The organism is Rhodanobacter thiooxydans LCS2, assembly GCF_000264375.1.
GTDB lineage: Bacteria > Pseudomonadota > Gammaproteobacteria > Xanthomonadales > Rhodanobacteraceae > Rhodanobacter > Rhodanobacter thiooxydans.
Genome location: NZ_AJXW01000020.1, coordinates 20,762 through 43,999, shown reverse-complemented (window position 1 = coordinate 43,999; position 23,238 = coordinate 20,762). Strand labels below are relative to the sequence as shown.

General features: G+C 69.0%; 22 protein-coding genes. 7 read left to right on the top strand and 15 right to left on the bottom strand.

Translation table 11 applies throughout. The features are described from left to right. The first annotated feature begins 40 nt into the window (after positions 1-40). The 4 genes from UUA_RS04565 (at position 41) to UUA_RS04550 (ending at position 3,261) form a co-directional block, all read left to right on the top strand. On the top strand, positions 41-457 hold the full coding sequence (locus tag UUA_RS04565) for a cupin domain-containing protein (protein WP_008434666.1): 417 nt from the start codon (positions 41-43) through the stop codon (positions 455-457). Positions 458-603: 146 nt separating this feature from the next. After that, positions 604-930 (top strand): carboxymuconolactone decarboxylase family protein, encoded by a 327-nt coding sequence (locus UUA_RS04560; protein ID WP_008434664.1) that lies wholly within the window; start codon positions 604-606, stop codon positions 928-930. Between the two features lie 316 nt (positions 931-1,246). Further along, the gene (locus tag UUA_RS04555; RefSeq protein ID WP_008434662.1) at positions 1,247-2,752 is read left to right on the top strand and encodes a DNA-3-methyladenine glycosylase 2; all 1,506 of its coding nucleotides are present in this window, start codon (positions 1,247-1,249) and stop codon (positions 2,750-2,752) included. Then, on the top strand, positions 2,749-3,261 hold the full coding sequence (locus UUA_RS04550) for a methylated-DNA--[protein]-cysteine S-methyltransferase (protein ID WP_008434661.1): 513 nt from the start codon (positions 2,749-2,751) through the stop codon (positions 3,259-3,261). Before UUA_RS04555 ends, UUA_RS04550 begins: the two co-directional genes overlap by 4 nt. Before the next feature lie 110 nt (positions 3,262-3,371). On the opposite strand, the gene UUA_RS04545 is transcribed toward UUA_RS04550, so the two are convergent. Further along, positions 3,372-3,785 (bottom strand): hypothetical protein, encoded by a 414-nt coding sequence (locus tag UUA_RS04545; RefSeq protein ID WP_008434659.1) that lies wholly within the window; start codon positions 3,783-3,785, stop codon positions 3,372-3,374. Between the two features lie 51 nt (positions 3,786-3,836). Between UUA_RS04545 and UUA_RS04540 the strand changes: the two genes are divergently transcribed. Next, positions 3,837-5,120, top strand: coding sequence for an alkaline phosphatase family protein (locus UUA_RS04540; protein ID WP_008434656.1), 1,284 nt, complete (start codon positions 3,837-3,839; stop codon positions 5,118-5,120). A 169-nt stretch (positions 5,121-5,289) separates the two neighbouring features. Here the strand turns inward: UUA_RS04540 and UUA_RS04535 are convergent, their stop codons facing one another. From UUA_RS04535 to UUA_RS04515, 5 genes are all read right to left on the bottom strand, one after another. Further along, a complete protein-coding gene (locus UUA_RS04535; RefSeq protein WP_008434655.1) occupies positions 5,290-6,537 on the bottom strand; it encodes an MFS transporter in 1,248 nt (415 codons plus the stop codon). Between the two features lie 82 nt (positions 6,538-6,619). Next, the gene (locus UUA_RS04530; protein ID WP_008434654.1) at positions 6,620-7,090 is read right to left on the bottom strand and encodes a hypothetical protein; all 471 of its coding nucleotides are present in this window, start codon (positions 7,088-7,090) and stop codon (positions 6,620-6,622) included. Between the two features lie 80 nt (positions 7,091-7,170). Next, a complete protein-coding gene (locus UUA_RS04525; protein WP_039953574.1) occupies positions 7,171-8,157 on the bottom strand; it encodes a DMT family transporter in 987 nt (328 codons plus the stop codon). 141 nt (positions 8,158-8,298) lie between these two features. After that, positions 8,299-8,703 (bottom strand): DoxX family protein, encoded by a 405-nt coding sequence (locus UUA_RS04520; RefSeq protein WP_008434651.1) that lies wholly within the window; start codon positions 8,701-8,703, stop codon positions 8,299-8,301. 109 nt (positions 8,704-8,812) lie between these two features. After that, positions 8,813-10,249 (bottom strand): formimidoylglutamate deiminase, encoded by a 1,437-nt coding sequence (locus UUA_RS04515; RefSeq protein ID WP_008434649.1) that lies wholly within the window; start codon positions 10,247-10,249, stop codon positions 8,813-8,815. A gap of 93 nt (positions 10,250-10,342) precedes the next feature. On the opposite strand from UUA_RS04515, the gene UUA_RS04510 reads away from it, so the two are divergent. Then, a complete protein-coding gene (locus tag UUA_RS04510) occupies positions 10,343-11,902 on the top strand; it encodes a bifunctional GNAT family N-acetyltransferase/carbon-nitrogen hydrolase family protein (protein WP_008434648.1) in 1,560 nt (519 codons plus the stop codon). 859 nt (positions 11,903-12,761) lie between these two features. Further along, positions 12,762-14,024 carry an imidazolonepropionase gene (hutI, locus tag UUA_RS04505; RefSeq protein ID WP_008434647.1) on the top strand — a complete coding sequence of 421 codons (1,263 nt, stop codon included), beginning with the start codon at positions 12,762-12,764 and terminating at the stop codon, positions 14,022-14,024. Here hutI and lpxK read toward each other — a convergent pair. From lpxK to UUA_RS04460, 9 genes are all read right to left on the bottom strand, one after another. Then, complete coding sequence (gene lpxK / locus UUA_RS04500) at positions 13,961-14,962, bottom strand: tetraacyldisaccharide 4'-kinase (protein ID WP_008434645.1); 1,002 nt, start codon at positions 14,960-14,962, stop codon at positions 13,961-13,963. The genes hutI and lpxK overlap by 64 nt on opposite strands. A 9-nt stretch (positions 14,963-14,971) precedes the next feature. Next, positions 14,972-16,753, bottom strand: a complete 1,782-nt coding sequence (gene msbA, locus UUA_RS04495; RefSeq protein WP_008434643.1) for a lipid A export permease/ATP-binding protein MsbA — start codon at positions 16,751-16,753, stop codon at positions 14,972-14,974. Further along, positions 16,750-17,181, bottom strand: coding sequence for an ExbD/TolR family protein (locus UUA_RS04490; protein ID WP_008434642.1), 432 nt, complete (start codon positions 17,179-17,181; stop codon positions 16,750-16,752). The genes msbA and UUA_RS04490 overlap by 4 nt, the downstream gene beginning before the upstream one ends. A 9-nt stretch (positions 17,182-17,190) precedes the next feature. Next, positions 17,191-17,844: a MotA/TolQ/ExbB proton channel family protein gene (locus UUA_RS04485; protein ID WP_008434640.1), complete on the bottom strand. Its 654-nt coding sequence runs from the start codon at positions 17,842-17,844 to the stop codon at positions 17,191-17,193. 107 nt (positions 17,845-17,951) lie between these two features. Further along, positions 17,952-20,252 carry a DNA internalization-related competence protein ComEC/Rec2 gene (locus UUA_RS04480; protein WP_039953573.1) on the bottom strand — a complete coding sequence of 767 codons (2,301 nt, stop codon included), beginning with the start codon at positions 20,250-20,252 and terminating at the stop codon, positions 17,952-17,954. A 227-nt stretch (positions 20,253-20,479) separates the two neighbouring features. Continuing rightward, positions 20,480-21,178 carry a lipoprotein-releasing ABC transporter ATP-binding protein LolD gene (gene lolD / locus UUA_RS04475; RefSeq protein WP_039953572.1) on the bottom strand — a complete coding sequence of 233 codons (699 nt, stop codon included), beginning with the start codon at positions 21,176-21,178 and terminating at the stop codon, positions 20,480-20,482. 7 nt (positions 21,179-21,185) lie between these two features. Further along, positions 21,186-22,427, bottom strand: a complete 1,242-nt coding sequence (locus UUA_RS04470) for a lipoprotein-releasing ABC transporter permease subunit (RefSeq protein WP_008434635.1) — start codon at positions 22,425-22,427, stop codon at positions 21,186-21,188. Positions 22,428-22,523: 96 nt separating this feature from the next. Beyond that, positions 22,524-22,961 carry a protein YgfX gene (locus tag UUA_RS04465; RefSeq protein ID WP_008434633.1) on the bottom strand — a complete coding sequence of 146 codons (438 nt, stop codon included), beginning with the start codon at positions 22,959-22,961 and terminating at the stop codon, positions 22,524-22,526. Then, positions 22,933-23,181, bottom strand: a complete 249-nt coding sequence (locus UUA_RS04460; protein WP_008434632.1) for an FAD assembly factor SdhE — start codon at positions 23,179-23,181, stop codon at positions 22,933-22,935. The genes UUA_RS04465 and UUA_RS04460 overlap by 29 nt, the downstream gene beginning before the upstream one ends. Positions 23,182-23,238: the final 57 nt, after the last annotated feature.

Here is a 23,238-nt window from a genome sequence, read left to right as displayed (position 1 = left end):
AATGAAGCGCAGGATGCGTCGCATTCACCAGGAGTCCCCCATGAGAACCAAGGCCATTTTCGCCACCCTGCTCGCCATCACCGCGCTGTCGCTCACGGCCCCGGCGAGTGCACATGCGCCGGGCGAAACCGTCGCGCCGAACTTTTCGCACGCGATCTCCAATATCCCTGGCAAGTCCCTCGTCGCCGTCGAAGTGCTCTACCGCCCGGGCGGCGCCTCGCAACCGCATATCCACGCGAAGTCGGCCTTCATCTACGCCTATGTCGTATCGGGTGCGATCGAAAGCCAGGTCGACGATGGGCCCGCGCGGGTCTACACGGCGGGCCAGAGTTTCTATGAAGAGCCCGGCGCGCATCATCGGATAAGCCGCAATGCGAGCAAGTCCGTCCCTGCCAAATTGCTCGCCGTGTTCATCGTCGACACCGGCGACACGCCCCTGACAACCCCGCAAGAATAGGCGGGCTCCATGTCACAACGCATCGATTACATGAAGGTCTCCCCGGCCGGAGTCAAGGTGCTCGGCGGCGTCTACGGCTACGTTGCGCAAGTCCGGCGTGGGTACGCGGCTGATCGATCTGGTCTACCTGCGGGTGAGCCAGATCAATGGCTGCGCATTACTGCCTGGATCTGCATGCACGCGCCCTGATCAAGGGGGAGGTGACCGGCGAGAAACTTGCGCTGCTCCAGGCCTGGCGCAAAGCCGGCGAGCTGTTCGACGTGAAGGAAAGAGCGGCCCTCGCCTGGGCCGAGTCGGTAACGCAAGTGGCGCGAACGGGGGTGCCCGACGACGACTTCCAGAGGGCGGCCGAAATACTCGGCGAGAAGGAGCTGGTCGACCTGACTATCGCCATCGGCCTGATGAATGCCTACAACCGGCTCGCCATAAGTTTTCGCAGGCCGCCTGAAGCAGCCCGCATGGCGGGCGATTGATCGACTCGCGCCGTGGGAGTCCGGTACGACCGACGCAAGTCATGGTGGAGGCTGTCAGGCCAACATCAGATCCGAGGTACCCGCGCGGATCCGGCCACGGCCGCGCCGTACTTGATGCGGGCCGGCACGCCGTACGAGCACCTGATGGCGCCGGTCAAGTGAGGCACTGCACCGAAGCACGCGCGACGCTTGCGTGGATCGCCCATGCGAACTGATGTCCTGGCCCGTTGAAACCGCCGCCCCGACCGGCTCGTCGCGCAGCATGGATGTCCGAAAACGGCGAGTCACGCTGTCGCCGCGGTGCTAGCCTGCGCCCATGAACGAACCGCCTACCCTGCCCGCCCCGCATGTCTGCGAACAGGCCCGGCTCAGCCGCGACGCCCGCTTCGACGGGCTGTTCTTCACCGCGGTGAGCAGCACCGGCATCTACTGCCGGCCGGTATGCCCGGCGCCGGCGCCGAAGCGCGAGAACGTGCATTACTACCCGAATGCGGCCGCCGCGGAAGCGGCCGGCTTCCGGCCGTGCCTGCGCTGCCGACCGGAACTGGCGCCGGGCAACGAGCAGTGGCAGCACGGCGATCATGTGGTAGCGCGTGCGCTGAAGCTGATCGAAGCCGGCACGCTGGCGGAACAGTCGCTGGACACCCTGGCGGCACGCGTCGGCATCGGTGCGCGGCAGCTGCGCCGGCTGTTCGTCGAGCGCCTCGGCGCAACGCCGGTCAGCGTGCACACGACGCGGCGGCTGCTGTTCGCGAAACAACTGCTGACGGAGACCGCGCTGCCGGTGACGGAAGTCGCGCTCGCGTCCGGCTTCCGCAGCCTGCGCCGGTTCAACGCGGCGTTCGCGCAGGCGAACCGCATCGCGCCGCGCGAGCTGCGCCGGCATCCGCGCACGGCGGCCGGTGCGGCGCTGGTGCTGCGGCTCGGCTATCGGCCGCCGTACGATTTTCCGGGCCTGCTCGCATTCCTGCGTACGCGCGCGCTGCCAGGCGTGGAACTTGTCGATGCGCGCAGCTACGCGCGCGTGTTCGGCCCGGCGGATGCACCGGGCTGGTTGTGGCTCAGTGCGTGGCCGGGCGGCGAGCACGCGTTGCAGCTGCAACTGCACTGCCCGCAGCCAACGCGGCTGCTCGGCGTGGTGACGACGCTGCGGCGGATGTTCGACCTGGACGCGAACCCGCAGGCGATCGCGGATACGTTCCGCCACGACGCCGTGCTCGGCCCGCTGGTGGCGCGCCACCCCGGCCTGCGCCTGCCCGGCGGCTGGGACGGTTTCGAGATCGCGGTGCGCGCGATCCTCGGCCAGCAGATCAGCGTGGCGGCCGCACGCACGCTGGCGACGCGCATCGTGCAGCGCTGGGGCGAACCGTTGACGGCCGGGCCGTTGCCGGGGCTGGAGCGGCTGTTCCCGACGCCGGCTGCGCTGGCGCAGGCGGACCTGCGCGAGATCGGCCTGACCACGGCGCGCGCGACGACGATCAACACCATGGCGCAGGCGCTGCTGGATGGCCGCGTGGACTTCCGTGCGGAGCAGTCGCTGGACGAGTTCGCGGCGCGCTGGGTCGCGCTGCCCGGCATCGGCGCATGGACGGCGCACTACATCGCGATGCGCGCGCTGAGCGCGCCGGATGCGTTCCCGGCGGCGGACCTGATTCTGCGCCGCGAGGCGGCGACGGACGCCGCACCGCTCAGCACGAAAGCGCTGACCGAACGCGCGAACGCGTGGCGCCCGTGGCGCGCGTACGCCGTCATCCATTTGTGGCGCGGCGCATCGGAAACGTTGTCGCCGGCACGCCGAAAAAAAACGGAGGCGATGGCATGACGAACATGCCCGACACGATTTACTACGACGAGATGGACAGCCCGGTCGGCACGCTGCGCCTGGTCGCGGACAGCCGCGGCCTGCGCGAGGTCTGGTTCGAGCGCGAACGCCACCCGAAGCGGCCGTACCCGGACTGGGTCCGCTCAGTTGCGCCGCTGAAGTTCGCCCGCGTGCAACTGCAGGAATACTTCGCCGGCGAGCGGCAGCACTTCGAACTGCCGCTGCATCCGGTCGGCACGCCGTTCCAGCTGGAGGTATGGCACGAGCTGGGGCGGATTCCGTACGGCGTCACGATCAGCTACGGCGAACTGGCCCGGCGCATCGACAAGCCACTGGCGGTGCGCGCGGTCGGCGCCGCGAACGGGCGCAATCCGTTGCCGATCGTGCTGCCGTGCCATCGGGTGATCGGCGCGAACGGCAGCCTCACCGGCTTCGGCGGCGGCCTGCCGACGAAGCGCTATCTGCTGGATCTGGAACGTCGCATCGCGCACGGCGACCTGTTCGGCTGAAGCGAAATCCCTGTAGGAGCGCACCCTGTGCGCGATGCTTTCCGTCATGTGACGAAGAGCATCGCGCACAGGGTGCGCTCTTACAAACCGCCAGCCGTCAAAGCGCTCGATCAGCCGCCGCTGTGCGCCGCTGCCGGCAACGACTGCGGCACCACCACCCGCGGCAGGCTCGACGCATCGCGTTCGCGGTCGAGCAGGTCCTGTTGCCGGGCACGCTCGCGATCGCGTTGTGCCCGATCGGCCCGGTCGAGTCGGCGGCGGGCGGCGTCCGTCATCGGGCGCTTTGCGTTGTCCGATACGCCCTGCTGCAGCAGCTGCTGCTGTTGGCTCTTCTGCAATTCGTCGCGCACCTGCTGCTGTTGTGCATCCTGCTGGAACCGCACGCTTGGCGGTATCGGCTGAATCACCGGCTGCGTGCCGGACTGTTGCCAGGCGCTTGCCGCGCCCAGCGGGGCAAGCGCGCAAGCGCCGGCCAGCAACACGTGCCGCAGCGGGAAGTGTCCGAACAGACGTGTAATGGTCATGGCAGTAAGCGAACATGCAGGATGGCTTGAATCCATCGTAAGGTTCCCTGCATGAAAATCCTGTTTCGCCTGCTGCTGTGTTCACTGGCAGCATTCAGCTTCGGCTGTGCCACGCAACGCCCGGTCACGCCGGCAACCACCATCGCGACGCCGGCCGGCAAATCCGCGTCGCTGCTGCTGATCTCGATCGACGGCTATCGCCCCGACTACCTGCAACGCGGGCTCAGCCCGGCGCTGGCGATGCTAGCGCAGGGCGGCGTGCAGGCGGCCTCGATGCAGCCGGCGTTCCCGTCGCTGACGTTCCCGAACCACTACACCCTCGTCACCGGCCTCACCCCCGACCATCACGGCGTGGTCAACAACTCCATGTTCGATCCGCAGCTGGGCAAGTTCTCGCTGAGCAGCAAGGCGGTCAGCGACGGCCGCTGGTGGGCCGAGGGTACGCCGATCTGGGAGACCGCGAACCGGCACGGCGTGCGCACCGCCACCATGTTCTGGCCGGGCTCGGAGGCGGACATCCACGGCCATCACCCGGACTACTGGAAGCCGTTCGACGGCAGCGTGACGGCCGGGCAGCGGGTGGACCAGGTGCTGGCGTGGCTGGACCTGCCGCCCGCCGAACGGCCCGGCTTCCTCACCCTGTACTTCGACGAGGTCGATCACGCCGGCCACGTCTATGGCCCGGACACGGCGCAGGTGAACATCGCGCTGCGCGACACCGACGCCGCGCTGGCGCAGCTGGTCGACGGGCTGAAGCAACGCGGCCTGTTCGACCAGATCAACCTTATCGTGCTGTCCGACCACGGCATGGCCGAGGTGCCGGAGGCGAACAGCGTGATGATCGACGAACTGGTCCCGCTCGACCGGGTACAGACGGTGAGCATGGGCATCCTGGCCGGCTTCAACCCGACGTCGGACAGCGCCGAGGCGCGCGCGGATTTCGCGAAGGTCGAGCAGACCCTGGAGCAGCCGCACCCGCACATGCAGTGCTGGGACAAGACCCGCATGCCGGCGCGGCTGGCCTACGGCAGGAATCCGCGCGTGCCGCAGCTGCTGTGCCTGGCGAACGTGCACTGGCGCATCACCACCAGCGACTACGCGGCGAAGCGCAAGGGCCGGCTGAGCCTGGGCGAGCACGGCTACGACAATGCCGAGCCGCTGATGCAGGCGCTGTTCGTGGCATACGGCCCCGCGTTCCGCGTCGACGCGAAGCTGCCGGCATTTCCGAACGTGGACGTCTATCCGCTGATGACCCACCTCCTCGGCATTCCCGCCGCCGCGAACGACGGCGACTACGAGGCGGTGAAAGGCATGCTGAAACCCGCCGCGCACTGAAACCATCAGCCGTAGAGCGGGCACTGCCCGCCGGCCTTTCGGCTATCGACAACAGCGGCGGGCAGTGCCCGCCCTACGAAGCCAGCCACGCGTTGAAGCCCTTGCCCCCTCCCCTGCATGCAGGGGAGGATTGGGGTGGGGTGCCAGCAGGGGAAGGAGCATAGCGCTCCTACCCCATCGCCCCCTTGCTCATCGGAGTGGGCGGCGTGGCCACGTCGACCAGCGGCTTCAGCTGCACCAGGCCCAGCGCGATCGCCAGGCCGGCCAGCACCAGCACGCCGGTGAACAGCGCCACGCCGTTCCAGCCGTGCGATGCATAGAACAACCCGCCGCTGGCGCCGGCGATGCTTGAACCCATGTAGTAGCAGAACAGGTACACCGACGCGGCCTGCGCCTTCGCCGCGCCGGCGCGGCGGCCGACCCAGCTGCTGACGATGGAATGGCCGCCGAAGAAGCCGAACGTGATCGCCACGATGCCGAGCATGATCAGTGACAACGGCCGCAGCGCGGTCAGCGCCACGCCGGCCAGCATCAGCGCGAACGCGGTCCACAACACCTTGCGCCGCCCGAGCTTGCCGGCCAGGTGCCCCATCCACGCCGAGCTGAACGTGCCGATCAGGTAGATGGCGAAGATCGACCCCACCACCGCCTGGCTCAGCTTGTACGGCGGCGCCATCAGCCGGTAGCCGAGGTAGTTGTAGACGGTGACGAATGCGCCGAGCAGCAGGAAGCCCTCGACGAACAGCCACGGCAGGCCGCGGTCGCGGAACATGCCGGCAAAGCGGCCCAGCAGCGTGCGCCAGCGCAGCGGCCGCGCCGTGAAATGCCGCGATGGAGGCAGTGCGCGCCAGAACGCCAGCGCGCAGGCGAGGCCGATCACGCCCACCACCGCCACGCCGATGCGCCAGCCGAAAAAGTCGGCCAGCACGCCGGACACCAGCCGCCCGCCCATGCCGCCGACCGCGCTGCCGCTGATGTACAGGCCCATGCCCAGGCCGATCGACTCGGCGTCCATCTCCTCGCCGAGGTAGGTCATTGCCACCGCCGGCAGTCCGCTCAGGGTGAGCCCGAGCAGCGTGCGCACCGCCAGCAGCGCGGTCCAGTCCGGCATCAGCGCGCTCACCAGCACCAGCAGCGCCGACGCCAGCAGCGAGGCGACCATCACCGGCTTGCGCCCCAATGTATCGGACACGCCGCCCGCAAACAGCATCGCGAACGCCAGTACACCGGTGGTCAGCGACAGCGACAGCGCCGCCCCCGCTTCGCTCACCGCGTAGTCGTGGCTGAACTGCGGCATCAGCGGCTGCACGCAGTACAGCAGCCCGAAGGTGGACAGCCCCGCCGCGAACAGCGCGAGGTTGGTGCGGCGGAACGCGGGCGTGCCATGGTGGACAAGCCCGTCTGCAGGATCGGTCATCGGCTCGCTTTTCAATCCGGAGCACGCGACGCCCCGATCACGCCGAGTGTAGCTCGCGCCCGGCGGCTCCAGCGTCGCCAGGCTAGGCGGCTTGCGGCGAACGGCGCCCGACCCCGCGGGCGAAGAACGCCACGATCAGGCCGAACAGGCCCATCGCCAGCAGGTTCTCGACGAGCGAGAGCGCGGTGAAATGCGGTTTCGCCGCCGCGGACAACGGCACCACCACGTACTCCATCACCACGAACACCACCACCCCATAAAGCAGGCCGGCCGTGATCCAGCGCCGGCCCAGCCAGGCCATCCGCCGGGCGGCGAACACGAAGATCGCCGCAATCAGCAGTGACATTGCCCACTGCAGCAGCAAGCCCAGCGCCGCGACCGGCAAGCCGCCCTGGAACGCGGGCCGGCCGAGCAGGCCGCTGGCGATCGCACGCAGGATGATGAGTGGATCGACCCGGTTGATCAGCGCCGCGGCAAGGACGTCGAGTGAACCGGCGACGAAGCCGCCGTAAAGGAGGGCGAGCCGCGGCGGAACGGGGGTGGCTGTCGGCACGGACTTCTCCTGCAGGCGGTTCGGGGGCTCAGGGATACGCTGTCGTGATCGCGCCGGCACGTGCCGGCAGTCATGCACCTTCAGGCGCTGCGGTCGCCGCGCAGCGCGCGCACTTCCTCGTCATGCCCGGCCGCGCCGCGCCCGCTGACCCAGCCGAACAGCGCGATGCCGACGATGATCGCCAGCGCGCCGAACGCAGCGTAGCCGTGCGGCCACGTCTCGCCGAGCAGCAGCACGCCGAGCAGCGTGGCGAACAGCAGCTCCGCCGCCTGCATCGCTTCCACCGCGGCCAGCGCGGTCGGCTCGCGGCGCACCATGTCGGTGGCGCGGAAGAACAGGATCGTGGCGATGGTGCCCGAGGACAACGCCACGCCGCCGGCCAGCAACGCCTCGCGCAGCGTGGGCGGCCCGACGGTGGACCACGCGGCCAGCGCGAACAGCAGCCACAACGGCCAGCTGCACAGCGTCATGCCGAACACCCGCTGCACCGCGTTGAGCCGGCTGTCGCAGTGCTCCAGGTGCAACAGCAGTTTGCGGTTGCCCAGCGGATAGGCGAACGCGGACAGCACCACTGCGCCGAGCGCCAGCCAGTCGCCAGCGCGCAGCTGCCCGTGCGCATGGCCCCACTGCAGCGCGAACACGCCGGCCACGATCAGCGCCCCGAGCGCGAGTGTGCGCCACGCCAGCCGGCGCCGCTCGTCGCGATAGATCAGCGGCGCCAGCAGCGGCCCGGCCAGCACGGTGGTCTGGAAGCTGCCGGCGACCAGCCACGACGGTCCGCTGCTGGCCGCCCAGGTCAGCGGCACGCCGAACAGCACGAAACCCACACTGCTCCACAGCAGCCACGGCCGCGCATGCCGGCGCAGTTCGCGCGGCAGTTCGCCGAGCCCTCCCTGCAGCGGCAGCACCATGGCCAGCAGCGGCAGCGTGATCAGGTAACGCAGGATCACCGCCCACGCCCAATGCCCGCCGCCGGCGACGAGGCTGCGGTTGAGCACGTAGGTGAGCGTGAAGAACAGCGCCGAGCACAGCGCCAGTCCCACCGCGGCAAGGGCATTCGTTCGCATGCGGTGCCATCGGGCCAAACGTCGAGTGTGGCAAATCGTGCCGCGCCTGCGAAGCACCCGGGCACGACCACGGGAGCGCATACGAAACGCCCGCCGTTGCAGGCGGGCGTTCCGGTCAAACGATGGCGGATGGAAGTCCGCTCAGTTCCAGCGTCCGTGATTGCCGCCGAGGCTGTAGCGGCCCGCACCGAGCAGCATGATCGCCAGCGCGGTGCCGAGGAACATGCCCTGCAGTTCCAGCGTCCAGCCGCCGGTGTCGGCCAGCGTGGCGAGCTGGCCCATATGCACCAGTCCGATCGCAAACAGCATGTTGACCACGATGATCAGCGCACCGGCCCGCGTCCAGTACCCGACCAGCAGCAGCAACGGCGCCACCACCTCGCCCACGTATGCGCCGTAGGCCACGAACGACGGCAGGCCGGCTCCGGCCACCACGCCGATGACGTAGCCCGGTCCGTGGATCAGCTTGGACACCCCATGAAACAGGATCAACACACCCAGCACGACACGAAGCACCAGCTTGCCCAGATCGGTAGAAGCTTGCATGGGACTCTCCCCTTGGTGGTTTCGGAAACCGCCGACGGCGACGGCGCGTACGGCCAGCGCAATCTAGCCCAATCGCGCGTGCCGGGACATAGGCCGGAACCGGGCCGGATCAGCCGCCCGCCAGCCGCGCCACCACGCTGCGGTAACGCGCCGCGATGCGCTCCTCGTCGCGATGGCGGAAACCGCGCACCTGCCAGCGCCCGCCCACCATCACGTCGCGCACCAGCGGCGTGTTGCCGGCGAACAGGAAGCTGTCCAGCGCCGAGCGGGCGTCGCGTGCGGCCAGCAGCGGCGAAGCGTCGTCCAGCACGATCAGGTCGGCGCGCGCGTCGGCGCGCAGTTCGCCGAGCGATCGCCCCGCGGCCCGGGCGCCGCCGCGCAGCGCGGCGCGCCACAGCGTCTCGCCCACGCTGTCGCCCTCGCGCCGCGCGGCGATGTTGCGGTGACGGGTGGCCAGGCGCTGGCCATATTCCAGCCAGCGCAGTTCTTCCACCGGCGAGATCGAGATGTGCGAATCCGAGCCGATGCCGAGCGCGCCGCCGGCGTCGAGGTAGTCGGCCAGCGGGAACAGGCCGTCGCCCAGGTTCGCCTCGGTGGTCGGGCACAGCCCGGCCACCGCGCCGCTGCGCGCCAGCTGCGCGGTTTCCGCCGCAGTCAGGTGGGTGGCGTGGACCAGGCACCAGCGCGCGTCGACCGCGGCGTGATCGAACAGCCATTCCACCGGCCGCGCGCCGCGGGTGGCCAGGCAGTCCTGCACTTCGCCGACCTGCTCGGCGATGTGGATGTGGATCGGCCCGCTGGCCGCCAGCTCGCTGGCCAGCACCTCGCGCAGCGCCGGCTCCGGCACCGCGCGCAGCGAATGCAGCGCGATGCCCACGCTCACCTCATCGCTCTGCTGCCGGCGCAGCGTTTCCAGCAGGCGCAGCCAGGCATCGACCGCGTGGCCGAAGCGGCGCTGGCGCGCACTCAGCGCACGGCCATCGAAACCGCCGCTCATGTACAGCACCGGCAGCAGGGTCAGGCCGATGCCGGCCTCACGCGCCGCCTCGATCAGCGCCAGCGACATCGCCTCCGGCGGCGCGTACGGTGTGCCGTCCGGCTGGTGGTGCAGATAGTGGAACTCGCAGACGCTGGTGTAGCCAGCCTTGAGCATCTCCACGTAGAGCTGGGCGGCGATCGCCTGCAGTTCGTCCGGGCCGATCGTGGCGGCGAATGCGTACATCGTCTCGCGCCAGCTCCAGAAGTTGTCCTCGCTTTTTTGAGGAGTGCGGCCAGGGGCCGCCGCTTTCTGATCTTCGCGATCAGGGAAGATCGCACCAGCATGTCCGCGTCGCTCAGCCAGGCCGGCCATCGCGCGCTGGAACGCGTGCGAATGCAGGTTCGGCATGCCCGGCAGCACCCAGCGGCCCAGCGTCTCGACGGGCGCGTCGGTCGGCGTCAGCAGGCGCCCGTCGGCGGCCACGCCGAAAGTCGCATCGGCCTGCCAGCCATGCGCCTGCCACAGGTGGTCGGCCTTGAACTGGGCAATGGCGGCGCTGTCACTCATCGGTCTGACTCCCGTGCACGATGCGCGCAGTGTAACCGGCCGCGTGAAATCCCTTTCACCTGCGCCATCGACCGGGCCGGGCATAATCGGGCGATGACCCGGAAGACCAGCGAAAACACCCCGAAACTGCGGCTGCGCCTGGCCACTCCGACCGACGTGCCGGCCCTGGTGGAGCTCACTGCGCGGATCTACACGCCCGAATGGGGCCACTCGGCGGAGATGCTGCGTTCGCAACAGACACACTTCCCGGAAGGCCAGTTCGTGGTCGAGTACGAAGGTGTGATCGTGGGCTACTGCGCCACCTTCCGCATCGACGAGGCCGCCGCGCTCAGTCCCCACACCTGGATGCAGATCACCGGCGGCGGCATGGCCTCACGCCACAAGCCGGACGGCAACTGGCTGTATGGCATGGAAGTGGTGGTGCACCCGGCCTACCGCGGCATGCGCATCGGCCAGCGGCTGTACCGCGCGCGCAAGCGGCTGTGCGTCGACCTCAAGCTGCGCGGCATCGTGTTCGGCGGGCGCATCCCGGGGCTGGCGCGGAACATGGCGCGCTACGGCAGCGCCGAGGCCTACGTGCAGGCCGTGGTAGAAGGCAGGCGCCGCGACCAGACGCTGAGCTTCCAGCTGGCCAACGATTTCGAGGTGATCGGCGTGCTGCGCGCCTATGTACCGTCCGACCACGAATCGCTGGGCTACGCCGTACACCTGGCCTGGCGCAATCCGCAACTGCTCGATCAGCCCGACATCCCGTCGATCACCTCGGCGCGGCTGCTGCCCGACTCGGTGCGGGTGGCCTCGGTGCAGTACCAGCAGCGGCGGATCAAGTCGTTCGAGGAATTCGCCACCCAGGTCGAGTATTTCACCGACATCGCCGCCGACTACAGCGCCGACTTCGTCACCTTCCCCGAGCTGATCACGTTGCAGCTGCTGTCGATCGAGAACACCGAGCTGTCGCCGGTGGAGTCGATCCGCAAGCTGAGCCAGTACACGCCGCAGGTGAAGGAACTGTTCAGCCGTCTGGCCGTCCATTACAACATCAACATCATCGCCGGCACGCATCCCACCGAGCAGGCCAACGGTGACATCCACAACGTCTGCTACGTGTGCCTGCGCGATGGTTCCATCCACGAGCGCGAGAAGCTGCACCCCACGCCGAGCGAGCGCAACGTGTGGAACATCACCGGCGGCGACAGCGCGGCCACGGTGCAGACCGACTGTGGCCCGATCGGGGTGATGATCTGCTACGACGCCGAGTTCCCCGAGGTGGCACGCTACCTGATCGACCAGGGCGCGCTGATCCTGTTCGTGCCGTTCTGCACCGACGTGCGCGAGGGCTATCTGCGGGTGCGCTACTGCGCGCAGGCGCGGGCGATCGAGAACCAGTGCTACGTGGTGCTGTCGGGCAACGTGGGCAACCTGCCCGGCGTGAACAACTTCGACATCCAGTACGGCCAGAGCTGCATCCTCACGCCCAGCGACTTCCCGTTCGCACGCGATGGCATCGCCGCGGACTCCACGCCGAACATCGAGACCGTGCTGTTCGCCGACCTGCGCCTGGAAAGCCTGGCCAGCGCGCGCAACGCCGGCGCGGTACAGAACCTCAAGGACCGTCGCTTCGACCTGTACGAGACGCGCTGGCGGCCGCGCTGACCCGACGTGGTGGCTGCAAGGGCGCACCTTGTCCGCAAGGGACCTCCTTCGGTCGTGCGCGATGCTCTTGCTCTCGCGGCATTCAAAATCAAAAGCGGTCGATCGCCTTCGGCGACCGAGTTACTTTCTCTTTGCGTGGCCAAAGAGAAAGTAACCCAAGAGAAAGGCCACCCCGCTTACGCGCCTTGTGGGCATCCTGCCCACAAGGTTCGCGGTCGGGCTACGGGGTTTGTCGACAGGGCATCCTGCCCTGACGCCAAACTGGTTCGCATCCATGCGAACCACCCTTCGGGCTTTTCCTCCGCCCGCCCGCCGCTGCAGAGGGGACCCCGGGTAGAGCGACGCGCATCCTGCGCGTACTTTTCAGAAGAGCCAGATCAAGAGCAGAGCAACCGCAAGGCAATGCCTTGCTGCTGCTTCGGCCTTCCGCTTTTCCACCGAGTGCGGGCCAGGATGGCCCGCTGCTCTACCCGGGGTCCCTTGCGCGGCGGTGAGTCGGGGACGACAGGCCGCGCAGCGGGAACCGACAGGATGTCGGTTCCTTTTCGACAGCACATGGATGTGCTGTCGAAAAGCCCGGCCCCGGCTCACGGACTTGCCGCCCATGGATGGGCGGCAAGCGCCGAGCGGGGGGGCCCTCTCTTTGGTTACTTTCTCTCGGGCAAGCGAGAGAAAGTGACTCGCCCTCCGTAGGAGGACGAAAGCTTTTGCTCTGAAAGCTCCTCGCTCCGGACGCGAAGACAAGCCAAAGCATCGCCCGCGGGCGGGCTTCTACAGATGGATACGCGGTCTGCGATAATCGCGCCATGGCCGCAAGCCTCTCGCGATCACTCCATCACCCACGCGGAACCGGGACGCCATGAACGAACCACGCTGGGATCGACTGCTGCTCAACGCCACCCTGGCCACATTCGCCGGCGACGCGCCATACGGCCTGATCGAGCAAGGTGCGATCGCGCTGCACCACGGCCGTATCGCCTGGGTCGGCCGGCAGGGCGATCTGCCGGACGCCCCGGCCGCACTCGCCGCGAAAGTGGAATCGCTGGACGGCGCGCTGGTCACGCCGGGGCTGGTCGACTGCCACACGCATCTGGTATTTGGCGGCGACCGCGCACACGAGTTCGAGCTGCGCCTGAACGGCGCCAGCTACGAGGACATCGCCCGCGCCGGCGGCGGTATCACCTCCAGCGTCAACGCCACCCGCGCCGCCAGCGAGGAGCAGTTGTTCGCGCAATCGCTACCACGCGCCCGCGCACTGCTCGCCGACGGTGTGACCACGCTGGAGATCAAGTCCGGTTACGGGCTGGACCTGGACAGCGAGCGCCGCATGCTGCGCGTGGCGCGCCGGCTCGGCCGCGAGCTGGGCCTCACGGTACGCACCAGCTTCCTCGGCCTGCATGCGCTGCCGCCGGAATACCGCGAGCGGCGCGACGACTACGTGGCGCTGGTCACAGACAGCATGCTGCCCACGCTCGCCGCCGAAGGTCTGGTCGATGCGGTCGATGCGTTCTGCGAAGGCATCGGCTTCACCCGCGAGGAAACCCGTCGCGTGTTCGAGCGCGCGACGCAGCTCGGCCTGCCGGTGAAGTTGCACGCGGAGCAATTGTCCGACCGGGGTGGCGCCGCCCTGGCCGCCGAATTCGGCGGGCTGTCGGCCGATCACCTGGAGCACCTTAGCGCAGTCGGCATCGCCGCCATGGCGCAGGCCGGCACCGTCGCGGTGCTGCTGCCCGGCGCGTTCTACGCGCTGCGCGAGACGCAACTGCCGCCGGTCGCGGCGCTGCGCGAACAGCGCGTACCGATCGCGATCGCCACCGACTGCAACCCCGGCACCTCGCCGCTGCTGTCGCTGCGGCTGGCCGCCGGCATGGCCTGCACGCTGTTCCGGCTCACCCCGGAAGAAGCGCTGCGCGGGGTCACCGTCAACGCCGCCCGCGCCCTGGGGCTGCACGATCGGGGCACGCTGGCGGTGGGCCAGCGCGCCGACCTGGTGGCGTGGAACGCGCGCCAGCCGGCCGAGCTGTGCTACTGGATCGGCGGCGGCCTGGCGCGCCGGGTCTACGTGGCAGGCGAACCCGTTTCGCGGCGCAAACCGTCCAGCCGTTCGAGCAACTCCGCGTAAAACGCGTCCGGCAGCTGCGCCTGCACCGGCACCCGCCACCAGTTCGGCCGGGCGAAACGGCGGCACTTGACCGCATCCTTGTCAGTCATCAGCAGCGGCAGGCCATCGCCGAAATCCAGCTCGGCCGCGACGAAATCGTGATGGTCGGCGAACGCGTGGCCGATCACCTCGATGCCGTGCCCGCGCAGGCTGTCGAAGAAGCGCCGCGGATTGCCGATCGCCGCCACCGCGTGCACGCGGTGGCCGGCAAAGTTCGCCAGTGCCTGAGTGCGGCCGCCGTCCAGCGCCACCGCCTCGCCGCCGCGCAACTGCATCGGATACTCGCCGGCTTCGGCCACGCCGCCGTTGCACACGCGCAGGTCGACGCAGCGCAGCCGGTCCAGCGGTTCGCGCAGCGGCCCGGCCGGCAGCAACCGGCGGTTGCCGAAACGACGCACGCCGTCGATCACGCAGACTTCCACGTCGCGCGCCAGGTGGTAATGCTGCAGGCCGTCGTCGGCGATCAGCACGTCGCAGCCGGCATCCAGCAGCAGCTGCGCCGCCGCGGGGCGGTCGCGTCCCACCGCCACCGCCACGCCGCCGGCACGGATCAGGCAGGGTTCGTCGCCGACCTGCGCCGGGTCAGGCGCATCGCCGAGCAGCTGCGGTTCGCGCTGGCTGCCGCCGTAGCCGCGACTGACCACGCCGGGCCGGCAACCGCGCTCGCGCAGGGCGCGGGCCAGCGCGATCGTCAACGGCGTCTTGCCAGTGCCCCCCACCGTGAGGTTGCCGATGACCACCACCGGCACCGGCAGACGCACGCTGCGCAACCAGCCGCGCCGGTAAAGCGTGCCGCGCAGGCGGATCACGCCGCCGTACAGCGCTGCCAGCGGCGCCGTCCACCATGGGGCACGGCCGTTGCCGTACCAGGCCGATTCGAGCGTGTCGATCAGCGCCATGGAATGGCCTCAGTCGCTGCCCTGGTTGATCGCATCGTGGAACTGCATCCGGTGCAGCGCAGCGTACTGTCCGTCCAGCGCGACCAGCTCGGCGTGCGTGCCGCGCTCGATGATGCGGCCCTGCTCCATCACCGCGATCTGGTCGGCACCTTCCACGGTGGACAGGCGGTGCGCGATCACCAGCGTGGTGCGGTCGCGCATCAGTCGGTGCAGCGCCTGCTGGATCAGCTGCTCCGATTCGGTATCGAGCGCGCTGGTGGCCTCGTCCAGCACCAGGATCGGCGCGTTCTTGAGGATCGCGCGGGCGATCGCGATGCGCTGGCGCTGTCCGCCGGATAGCGTGTTGCCGCTCTGCCCGATCGGCGTGTGGATGCCCTGTGGCAGGCGCGCGATGAACTCCATCGCGTTCGCCGCCTCGGCGGCGGCCACGATGTCCGCCTCGCTGGCCCCTGCCAGCTCGCCGTAGGCGATGTTGTTGGCCACGGTGTCGTCGAACAGCACCACGCTTTGCCCGACCCAGGCAATCTGCCGGCGTAGTGAGGCCAGCGTGTACTCCCGGTAGTCCTCACCGTCCAGCACGATGCGCCCGGCGCTGGGCTCGTAGAAGCGCGGCAGCAGGCTGGCCAGGCTGCTCTTGCCGCTGCCGGAGCGGCCGACCAGGGCGGTCACCGTACCGGGCGCGCAATGCAGGTCGACGCCACGCAGCGCCTCGAAATCATTGCTCGGGTAAGTCAGGCGCACATCCTGGAAGCGCAGATCGCCACGCGTACGCACCAGCTCGCGCGAGCCTTGGTCGAGCTCCGGTGGCATGTCGATGACCTCGAACAGATCCTCCGCCGCGGAGATCCCTCGCTGGATGTTCGCCTGTACGGTGGCCAGACGCTTCAGTGACGGCATCATGGCGCCCATCGCGGTGAGCACGGCGATGAAAACGCCCGAAGAAATCTGATCGATGACACCCGGCCGCGTGCCCAGGAACACCAGCACCGCGAGCGCGAACGCCGCCACCGTCTGGATCGCGGTGCTCGAGCTGGCATTGGTTGCCGCAATCTTCAGGTTGAGCCGGCGCGCGCGATGGGTGACCTCGTCGAAACGGGTCGCTTCATGCTGCTGGCCGCCGTAGATGCGCACCTCGCGATGGGCACCGACCGATTCCTCCACCGTACCGGTGACCGAACCCATGCTGCCCTGGATGCGCCGGCTGATCTGCCGGTAGCGCCGACTGACCACGGTGGCGATCAGCATGATCGCCGGGATCATTACCAGCAGCGCCAGCGTGAGGTAGGCACTGTTGTGCAACATCACGTAGAACATGCCGATCACGGTGACGCCTTCGGTCACCGCGATCTTCACCGCATCGGTCGAGGCCGAGGCGACCTGTTCGCTGGTATAGGTGATGCGGGAAATCTGCTGGCCGGACGGCTCGCGGCCGAAGAAGGTCGCCGGCAGGCGCAGATAGGAGGCAAACACGTCGTGCTGTATCGCCTGCACGATGTTGCGTCCGATGTAGGAGATGCCGTAGCTGCTGACGAAAGTGCCGATGCCGCGAATCGCGAAGATGGCCAGGATCCAGATCGGCATCCAGAAAATCAGGTACGGATCCTTGTTCAGAAACAGCTCGTCGAACATCGGCCTGAGCAGGTTGGTGAAAACCGCCAGGCCACCGCCGTCCACCGCCATGCCGACCAGTGCGATCAGGCCCACTGCCCAGTAAGGCCGGGTGTAGCCAAGCAGGCGCTTGTAGACGCGCCGACTCTCGGCATCCCACACACCGATCCTGCCGCTGCTCACCGGCCGTTACCCGGCTTGCTCGGCGTCGTGGCAATCGACAGCCGGGTGAAGCCGAGCTGGCCCAACGCGTCCATCGCGGTGACCACGTTCTGGTTGGGCGTCATTGCGTCGGCGCGGATCGTCACTGGCCGCGCGCGATCGTCGCCCGCATTGCGCGCGATGGTCTGCTTCAGCGCCTCGATGCCCTCGCCCATCACCTCATCGCTGCCGACGTAGAAGCGACCATCGCGGTCGATCATGATGGTGAGTGCCTGCGTATCCAGGTCGCGGTCCGGTGTGCTCGCCTGCGGCAGGGTGACCTGCATGCGCGAGTGCTGGATGAACGTGCTGGTCAGCACGAAGAACATCAGCAGGGTCAGCAGCACGTCGATCAACGGGATCACGTTGATCTCGAACTCGTCGCCGCGGCGGTCGTTGCCGATACGCATCGGTGCGCCTCAGCCCGCGCTCGGTGCGGTCGTCGACGGCGTGCGCCGCGGCCGCACCGGTGCGGTGGCTGCAGCGGGGGCCAGGGTCAGGTCGTCGAGCAGCGCCGTGGCCTGCTTTTCCATCTCTATGCGGTAGCCAGCCACGCGCGAGCGGAAGTAGCGGTGCAGCACGTAGGCGGGGATCGCCACGGTCAGGCCCGAGGCAGTGCAGATCAGCGCCTCGCCGATGCCGCCGGCCATCCGGGCCGGATCACCGATGCCGCCGGCCATTACTTCCATGAACATGCGGATCAGGCCGATCACCGTGCCGAACAGGCCCAGCAGCGGGCCGATCAACGCGATCGTGCCGAGCGTGTTGAGGTAGCGCTCCATCCGGTGAACCACATGCCGGCCGGTATCCTCGATGCGCTCCTTGATCAGCTCGCGTGACTGCCGGCGCACCACCAGGGCGGAGGCCAGCAGTTCGCCCAGCGGCGAGCCGTTGGCCAGGTTCTCGAGATGCTGCGGGTCGAGCTGGCCGGAGCGCGCCCACTGGCGCACCTCGTCGCCCAGGCCCGGCGGCAGCACCGACTTGCGGCGCAGCGTCCACCAGCGCTCCAGCACGATCGCCAGGGCAATCGCCGAGGAGATCAGGATGGGCACCATCGCCCACCCGCCAGCCATCAGAATTTCCAGCACTTTTCGACCCCGACGCGCGACCTGACAGGAGCGCGCATGATAGCAGCGTCGCCCCGTCGTACTGCGGCATGCGTGGCATTCCCCGCCGCGGCTCATTCGCGCCAGTAGCGCGCCTGTCGCTGACGCCAGCCCGGCTCGCGCCGCGGCGGCGCGTCGGCGGAGAAATCCAGCGCCATCGCACCCTGCCGGGCCGTGTCGAACACCGGCACCTGCGCGTCGGCGTAGCGCGCCAGCACCTGCGCCCTGGGGTGGCCGAAACGGTTGCGCCAACCCGCCGACACCAGCGCCAGACGCGGCTGCACAGCGGCGATGAAGGCGGCGCCGGATGAGGTCCCACTGCCGTGATGCGGTACCAGCAGCACCGTCGGCGGCCCCGGGCCGAGCGCCGCCGCCACCTGCGGCTCCACCGCGGCGCTGATGTCGCCGGTCAGCAGCAGGCGTCCGCCGCCGCCCTCGACCAGCAGCACGCAGGAGCTGTCGTTGTCGCGATCGCCCGCACCGGGAACCGGGTTCAGCACGCGAAAGCGCACGCCGTCCCACTGCCACGCCTGACCGGCCACGCACTGCTGCATCGGCACCTGCAGCCGCGACGGCTCGCCGGCGTAGCGCGACGCCCGCGGAAACGCCTTCGCCACCGCCTCGGCACCGCCGGCGTGGTCGTTGTCACCGTGGCTGACCATCAGCATGTCCACCCGATCCAAGCCCAGCGCATGGATCGACGGCAGCACCACCGCCTCGCCCAGGTCGAAGCCGGACGGGTAGCGCGCGCCGGCGTCGTACACCAGCAGGTGACTGCGGGTGCGCAGCAGCACCGACTGGCCCTGCCCCACGTCGAGCACCCAGACCTTGAACGCCCCCTCCGGCGGTGACGGGTTCGGCGGCCACAGCAGCGGCAGGAACAGCAGCAGGCCAAGCCAGCGCAGTGGCACGCCACGCGGCAGGAACAGCCACAGCGCGCCGAGCACGGCCAGCAGCAGCGCATGCGCCTGCACCGCCGGCAGGTACCACTGCGCGCCGGGCCAACCTGCCATCTGCTCCAGCAGCCACCATTGCGCGTGCGCAATGCGCGCGGCCAGCCACAGCACCGGCGCGGCCAGCGGCGGGCACAGGCCGAGCAGCAGCATGCCGGACAAGGCGCACGGCACGATCACGAAGCTGACCAGCGGCACCGCGACCAGGTTGGACAACGCGCCCACCAGCGAGGCCTGACCGAAGAACCACAGGGTCAGCGGCAGCAGCGCCACCGTCATCAGCAGTTGCCCCGCCGACAACTCGTGCAGGAACGCGCGCAGGCCGCGGCCGCGCGACTGCAGGCACAGCATCAGGAACGCCACGCCCACGAACGACAGCCAGAATCCGGCCGCCAGCACCGCCAGCGGATCGGCCAGCAGGATCGCAATCAGCGCCAGCGCCAGCGAATGCGCACCGCTCGCGCCGCGGCGGCTGCAGCGCGCCAGCGTCACCACCGCGATCATCAGCAGGGTGCGCACCGTGGGCAAGCCGAAGCCGGCCAGCGCGCTGTACAGCGCGGCCACCAGCAACGCCGCGGCAGCCTGCGCCTGCGGTCGCGGCAGGCGCAGGCCCAGCCGCGGCCACAACGCGTAAACCAGCCAGGCCAGTCCCACCCCGAACACCGCCGCCACGCCGACGTGGAAGCCGGAAATCGCGATCAGATGCGATACGCCATTCGCGCGCGCCACCGCCCAGTCGCGCTGCCGCAGCCCGCGCGTGTCGCCAACCGTGAACGCTTGCAGCAAGGCGGCATCATGCCGGTCGCGCACGCGCGCCGCGATGCCACGGGCCACCGCGTCGCGCACGCCGTCGACGCACCAGCGTGCGCCAGCGAGCGGCGCGTTGTCCGGATCGTCGCGGACGTAGCCGGTGGCGACGATGCCGCGCTCCAGCGCCGAGCGCTCGCTGTCGGCGCCACCGGGGTCGAGCAGCCCGCGCGGCCGCTTCAGGCGCAGCGACAGCCGCCAGCGCGAGCACGGCTGCAGCGGCGGCGCATCCTCGTACCAGGCCACCGTGACGCGGCCGCGCAGCGCAACCGGCTGGCCATCCAGCGTGGCCCGCTCCACCTGTAACGTGAAGCGGCTGGCGTCCGGCTGCGCCAGCGGCAGCTCGGCGATCGTGCCGATGACCGCAAGATCGCGCCCTTCCAGCGCCCGCGGCAGGCGTGCCTCCATCGCCAGACCACCACGCCAGGCCGCCCAGGCGATGCCGGCCAGCAGCCACGCCAGCCAGCGCCAGCGCGGGTAGCGCCAGGCCAGCCCTCCGGCCATCAGCAACAGCAAGCCCAGGCACCAGGACGGCGGCAATTGCGGCAACCATTGCACCAGCAGCACGCCGGCCAGCAAGGCCGGCGCCGCCATGATTGCCGTCGTTCGCGTCATGCCGCCGGCCCGTCCCTTCCTGGAAGAAGCCGAGCCTAACGTGACGCGCGCGACGATGAGGATGAAAAACGCGTAGGCGCTCACCCAGACGACTTGCCGAACCCGTCAGGATGGGTCCCCTCCCCTGCCCAGCAGGGGAGGGTCCGGGAGGGGTGGCTCTTGATCCTGCCGCAAGCCCGGGTTACCCCAACCAGCCTCCCCCTGCATACAGGGTGAGGAGCGCAGCGTCAGGCCCCCGGGCTTTCCCGCAGCACGCCGTTGTGCAGCACCAGGGTGCGATCCATCTTTGCCGCCAGGTGCGGATCATGGGTGACCAGCACGAAGCTGGTGCCGATCTCGCGGTTGAGTTCCAGCATCAACGCGTAGACCTGCGCGGCATTGCCCTCGTCGAGGTTGCCGGTGGGCTCGTCGCCGAGCACGCAGGCGGGGCGTGTCACCAGCGCGCGCGCCACCGCACAGCGCTGGCGCTCGCCGCCGGACAGTTCGGACGGCTTGTGGTGCGTGCGACCACCCAGCCCGACACGTTCCAGCAAGGCTGCGGCCTGCTTCTGCGCCTCGGCGATCGCGGTGCCGCGGATCAGCAGCGGCATGCACACGTTCTCCAGCGCGGTGAACTCGGGCAGCAAATGGTGGAACTGGTAGATGAAGCCGAGCGAGCGGTTGCGTACGCGCCCGCGCTCCGCGTCGGACAGCTTCGACAGCACGCGGCCGTCCACTTCCACCTCGCCGGCGGTCAGCGTATCCAGGCCGCCGATGATGTGCAGCAGGGTGCTCTTGCCCGAACCGGAAGCACCGACGATCGCCATCGTCTCGCCGCGCCTCAGGGTGAAGTTGACGTCACTCAGCACCTCGGTGCGCAGGCCGCCCTCGGCGTAGGTCTTGGCAACGCCGCTGGCGCGCAGCACATGTTCGGTGGCGGGTTTCATGACGGCCTTATTCATAGCGCAGCGCCTGCGCCGGCTGCGTGCGCGAAGCGCGCCACGCGGGATAGAGGGTGGCCAGCAGCGAGAACGCGAAGGTCAGCAGCGCGGTCCAGCCTACGTCGTGCCAAAGGAGCCGGCTTGGCACCTCGCTGATGTAGTAGACGTCCGGCGACAGGAAGGTGACGTGGAAGGTGTGCTCGATCCACTTGATGATGCCCGGCAGCTTCCACGACAGCAGCGAGCCGAAGCCCACGCCGAAGCCGATGCCGACGAAGCCGACCAGTACGCCCTGCACCATGAAGATGCCCATGATGCTGCGCGGCGTGGCGCCGAGCGTGCGCAGGATCGCGATGTCGGCCTGCTTGTCGGTGACCAGCATCATCAGCATCGAGATCAGGTTGATCACCGCCACCAGGATGATCAGCGACAGGATGATGAACATCACCATCTTTTCCATCGACAGCGCGGCGAACAGGTTCGCGTTGGTGTCCATCCAGGTCTGCACCCGGTAGACCTGGCCGAGCTGGTCGGCCAGCTCGCGCGCGACCGGACGGGCGTTGAACAGGTCGTCGAGCTTCAGGCGGATGCCGGTGGGGCCGCTCAATTCGTTGAGTTTCTCGGCGTCGCTCATGTTGACCAGCGCCAGGCCGGAGTCGAACTGCTCCATGCCCAGCTCGAAGGTGCCCACCACGTGAAAGCTGCGCATCCGCGGCACGCTGCCCATCGGCGTGGCACGCAGCTGCTGTACCGCCATGGTGACGCGGTCGCCCACGGTGACGCCGAGCGTCATCGCCAGTTCGCGGCCCAGCACGATGTTCCAGCTGCCCGGGGTCAGTTCGCCGAGCTTGCCTTCAAGCATGTGCTTGTCGATGTCGACGACCTTCGGTTCCTGCGTCGGCTCGACGCCGCGCACCAGCGCGCCGCTGGAGCGTCGTGCCAGCAGCATCGCCTCGCTCTCCACGTACGGCGCGGCGCCCAGCACGTGCGGGTTGGCTTCGGCGATCTTCAGCGCGCGCGGCCAGTCCTGCACGCTCTCGCCGACGCCGGACACGGTGGCATGCGAGATCGCGCCGAGGATGCGCGAGCGCATCTGGTAGTCGAAGCCGTTCATCACCGACATCACCGTGATCAGCGCGATCACGCTGATCGCGATGCACACGATCGACACGGTGGAGATGAAAGAGATGAACTGGTTGCGCCGCTTGGCGCGGGTGTAGCGCAGGCCGATGAAAAGTTCGAGCGGTCGGAACATGGGCGGGTCGCTGGTGGGAATCGCAGGGCGGCTGCCCGGTCACCCATTATCGGGCATTCGCTCGGACCGTGCTGCAGCGGCAAAGTTGCCGGCCGCTCACAGTCGCGGCAGCGCCTCGCCCGGCTGGATCGTGGCCAGCCGCATGCGCAGGCGCCGGCGAATGTCCGCGTCGCTGTTGTCCGGCGCCAGCAGCAGCACCTGCGTGCCGCGCTCCGCCGTATGCAGGCGCAGCAGCACGAATACGCCGAGCACGCGGAACGAGGACAGCGTGGCCGGGACGTCGGCATGATCGCGCAGGCGCAAGGTCCAGGCATGCCCGGCGCTCCAGCCGGCCGCCACAACCGGGCTGCCGGCCACGCGGCGCAGCGCCTGCCAGGTCGTCAGCACCACCAGCATCGCCAGCAGCAGTTCCAGCCATCTCGGCAGTGCGCTCAACCCCACTGCGAGCAGGGCCAGCGCTGCCACCAGCACGAGGGCGCGCCGCAGCCATCGCGACGGCCGGTACTCAAAGCCGATGGCGGGCGCGGATGTCATCGATGATCGCCTGCCAGTCCGCCCGCTGCGGACGCGCATGGCCCATCACCCAGTCCCACAGGTCCGGATCCTGCACGTCGAGCAGTTCGTCGAATGCCTGCCGCTGCGCTTCGTCGGCACCGGCAAAGCGATCGTCCAGCCAGCCGCCAAACAGGGCGTCCAGCTCACGGGTGCCGCGGCGGGCGCGCCAGCGCAGGCGCTTGATGCGTGCTTCATCCATCACCAGGCTCGGTCGTTGTCCATGCATGCGAAGTGTAGCCGTTGCGCCAGAACGCGA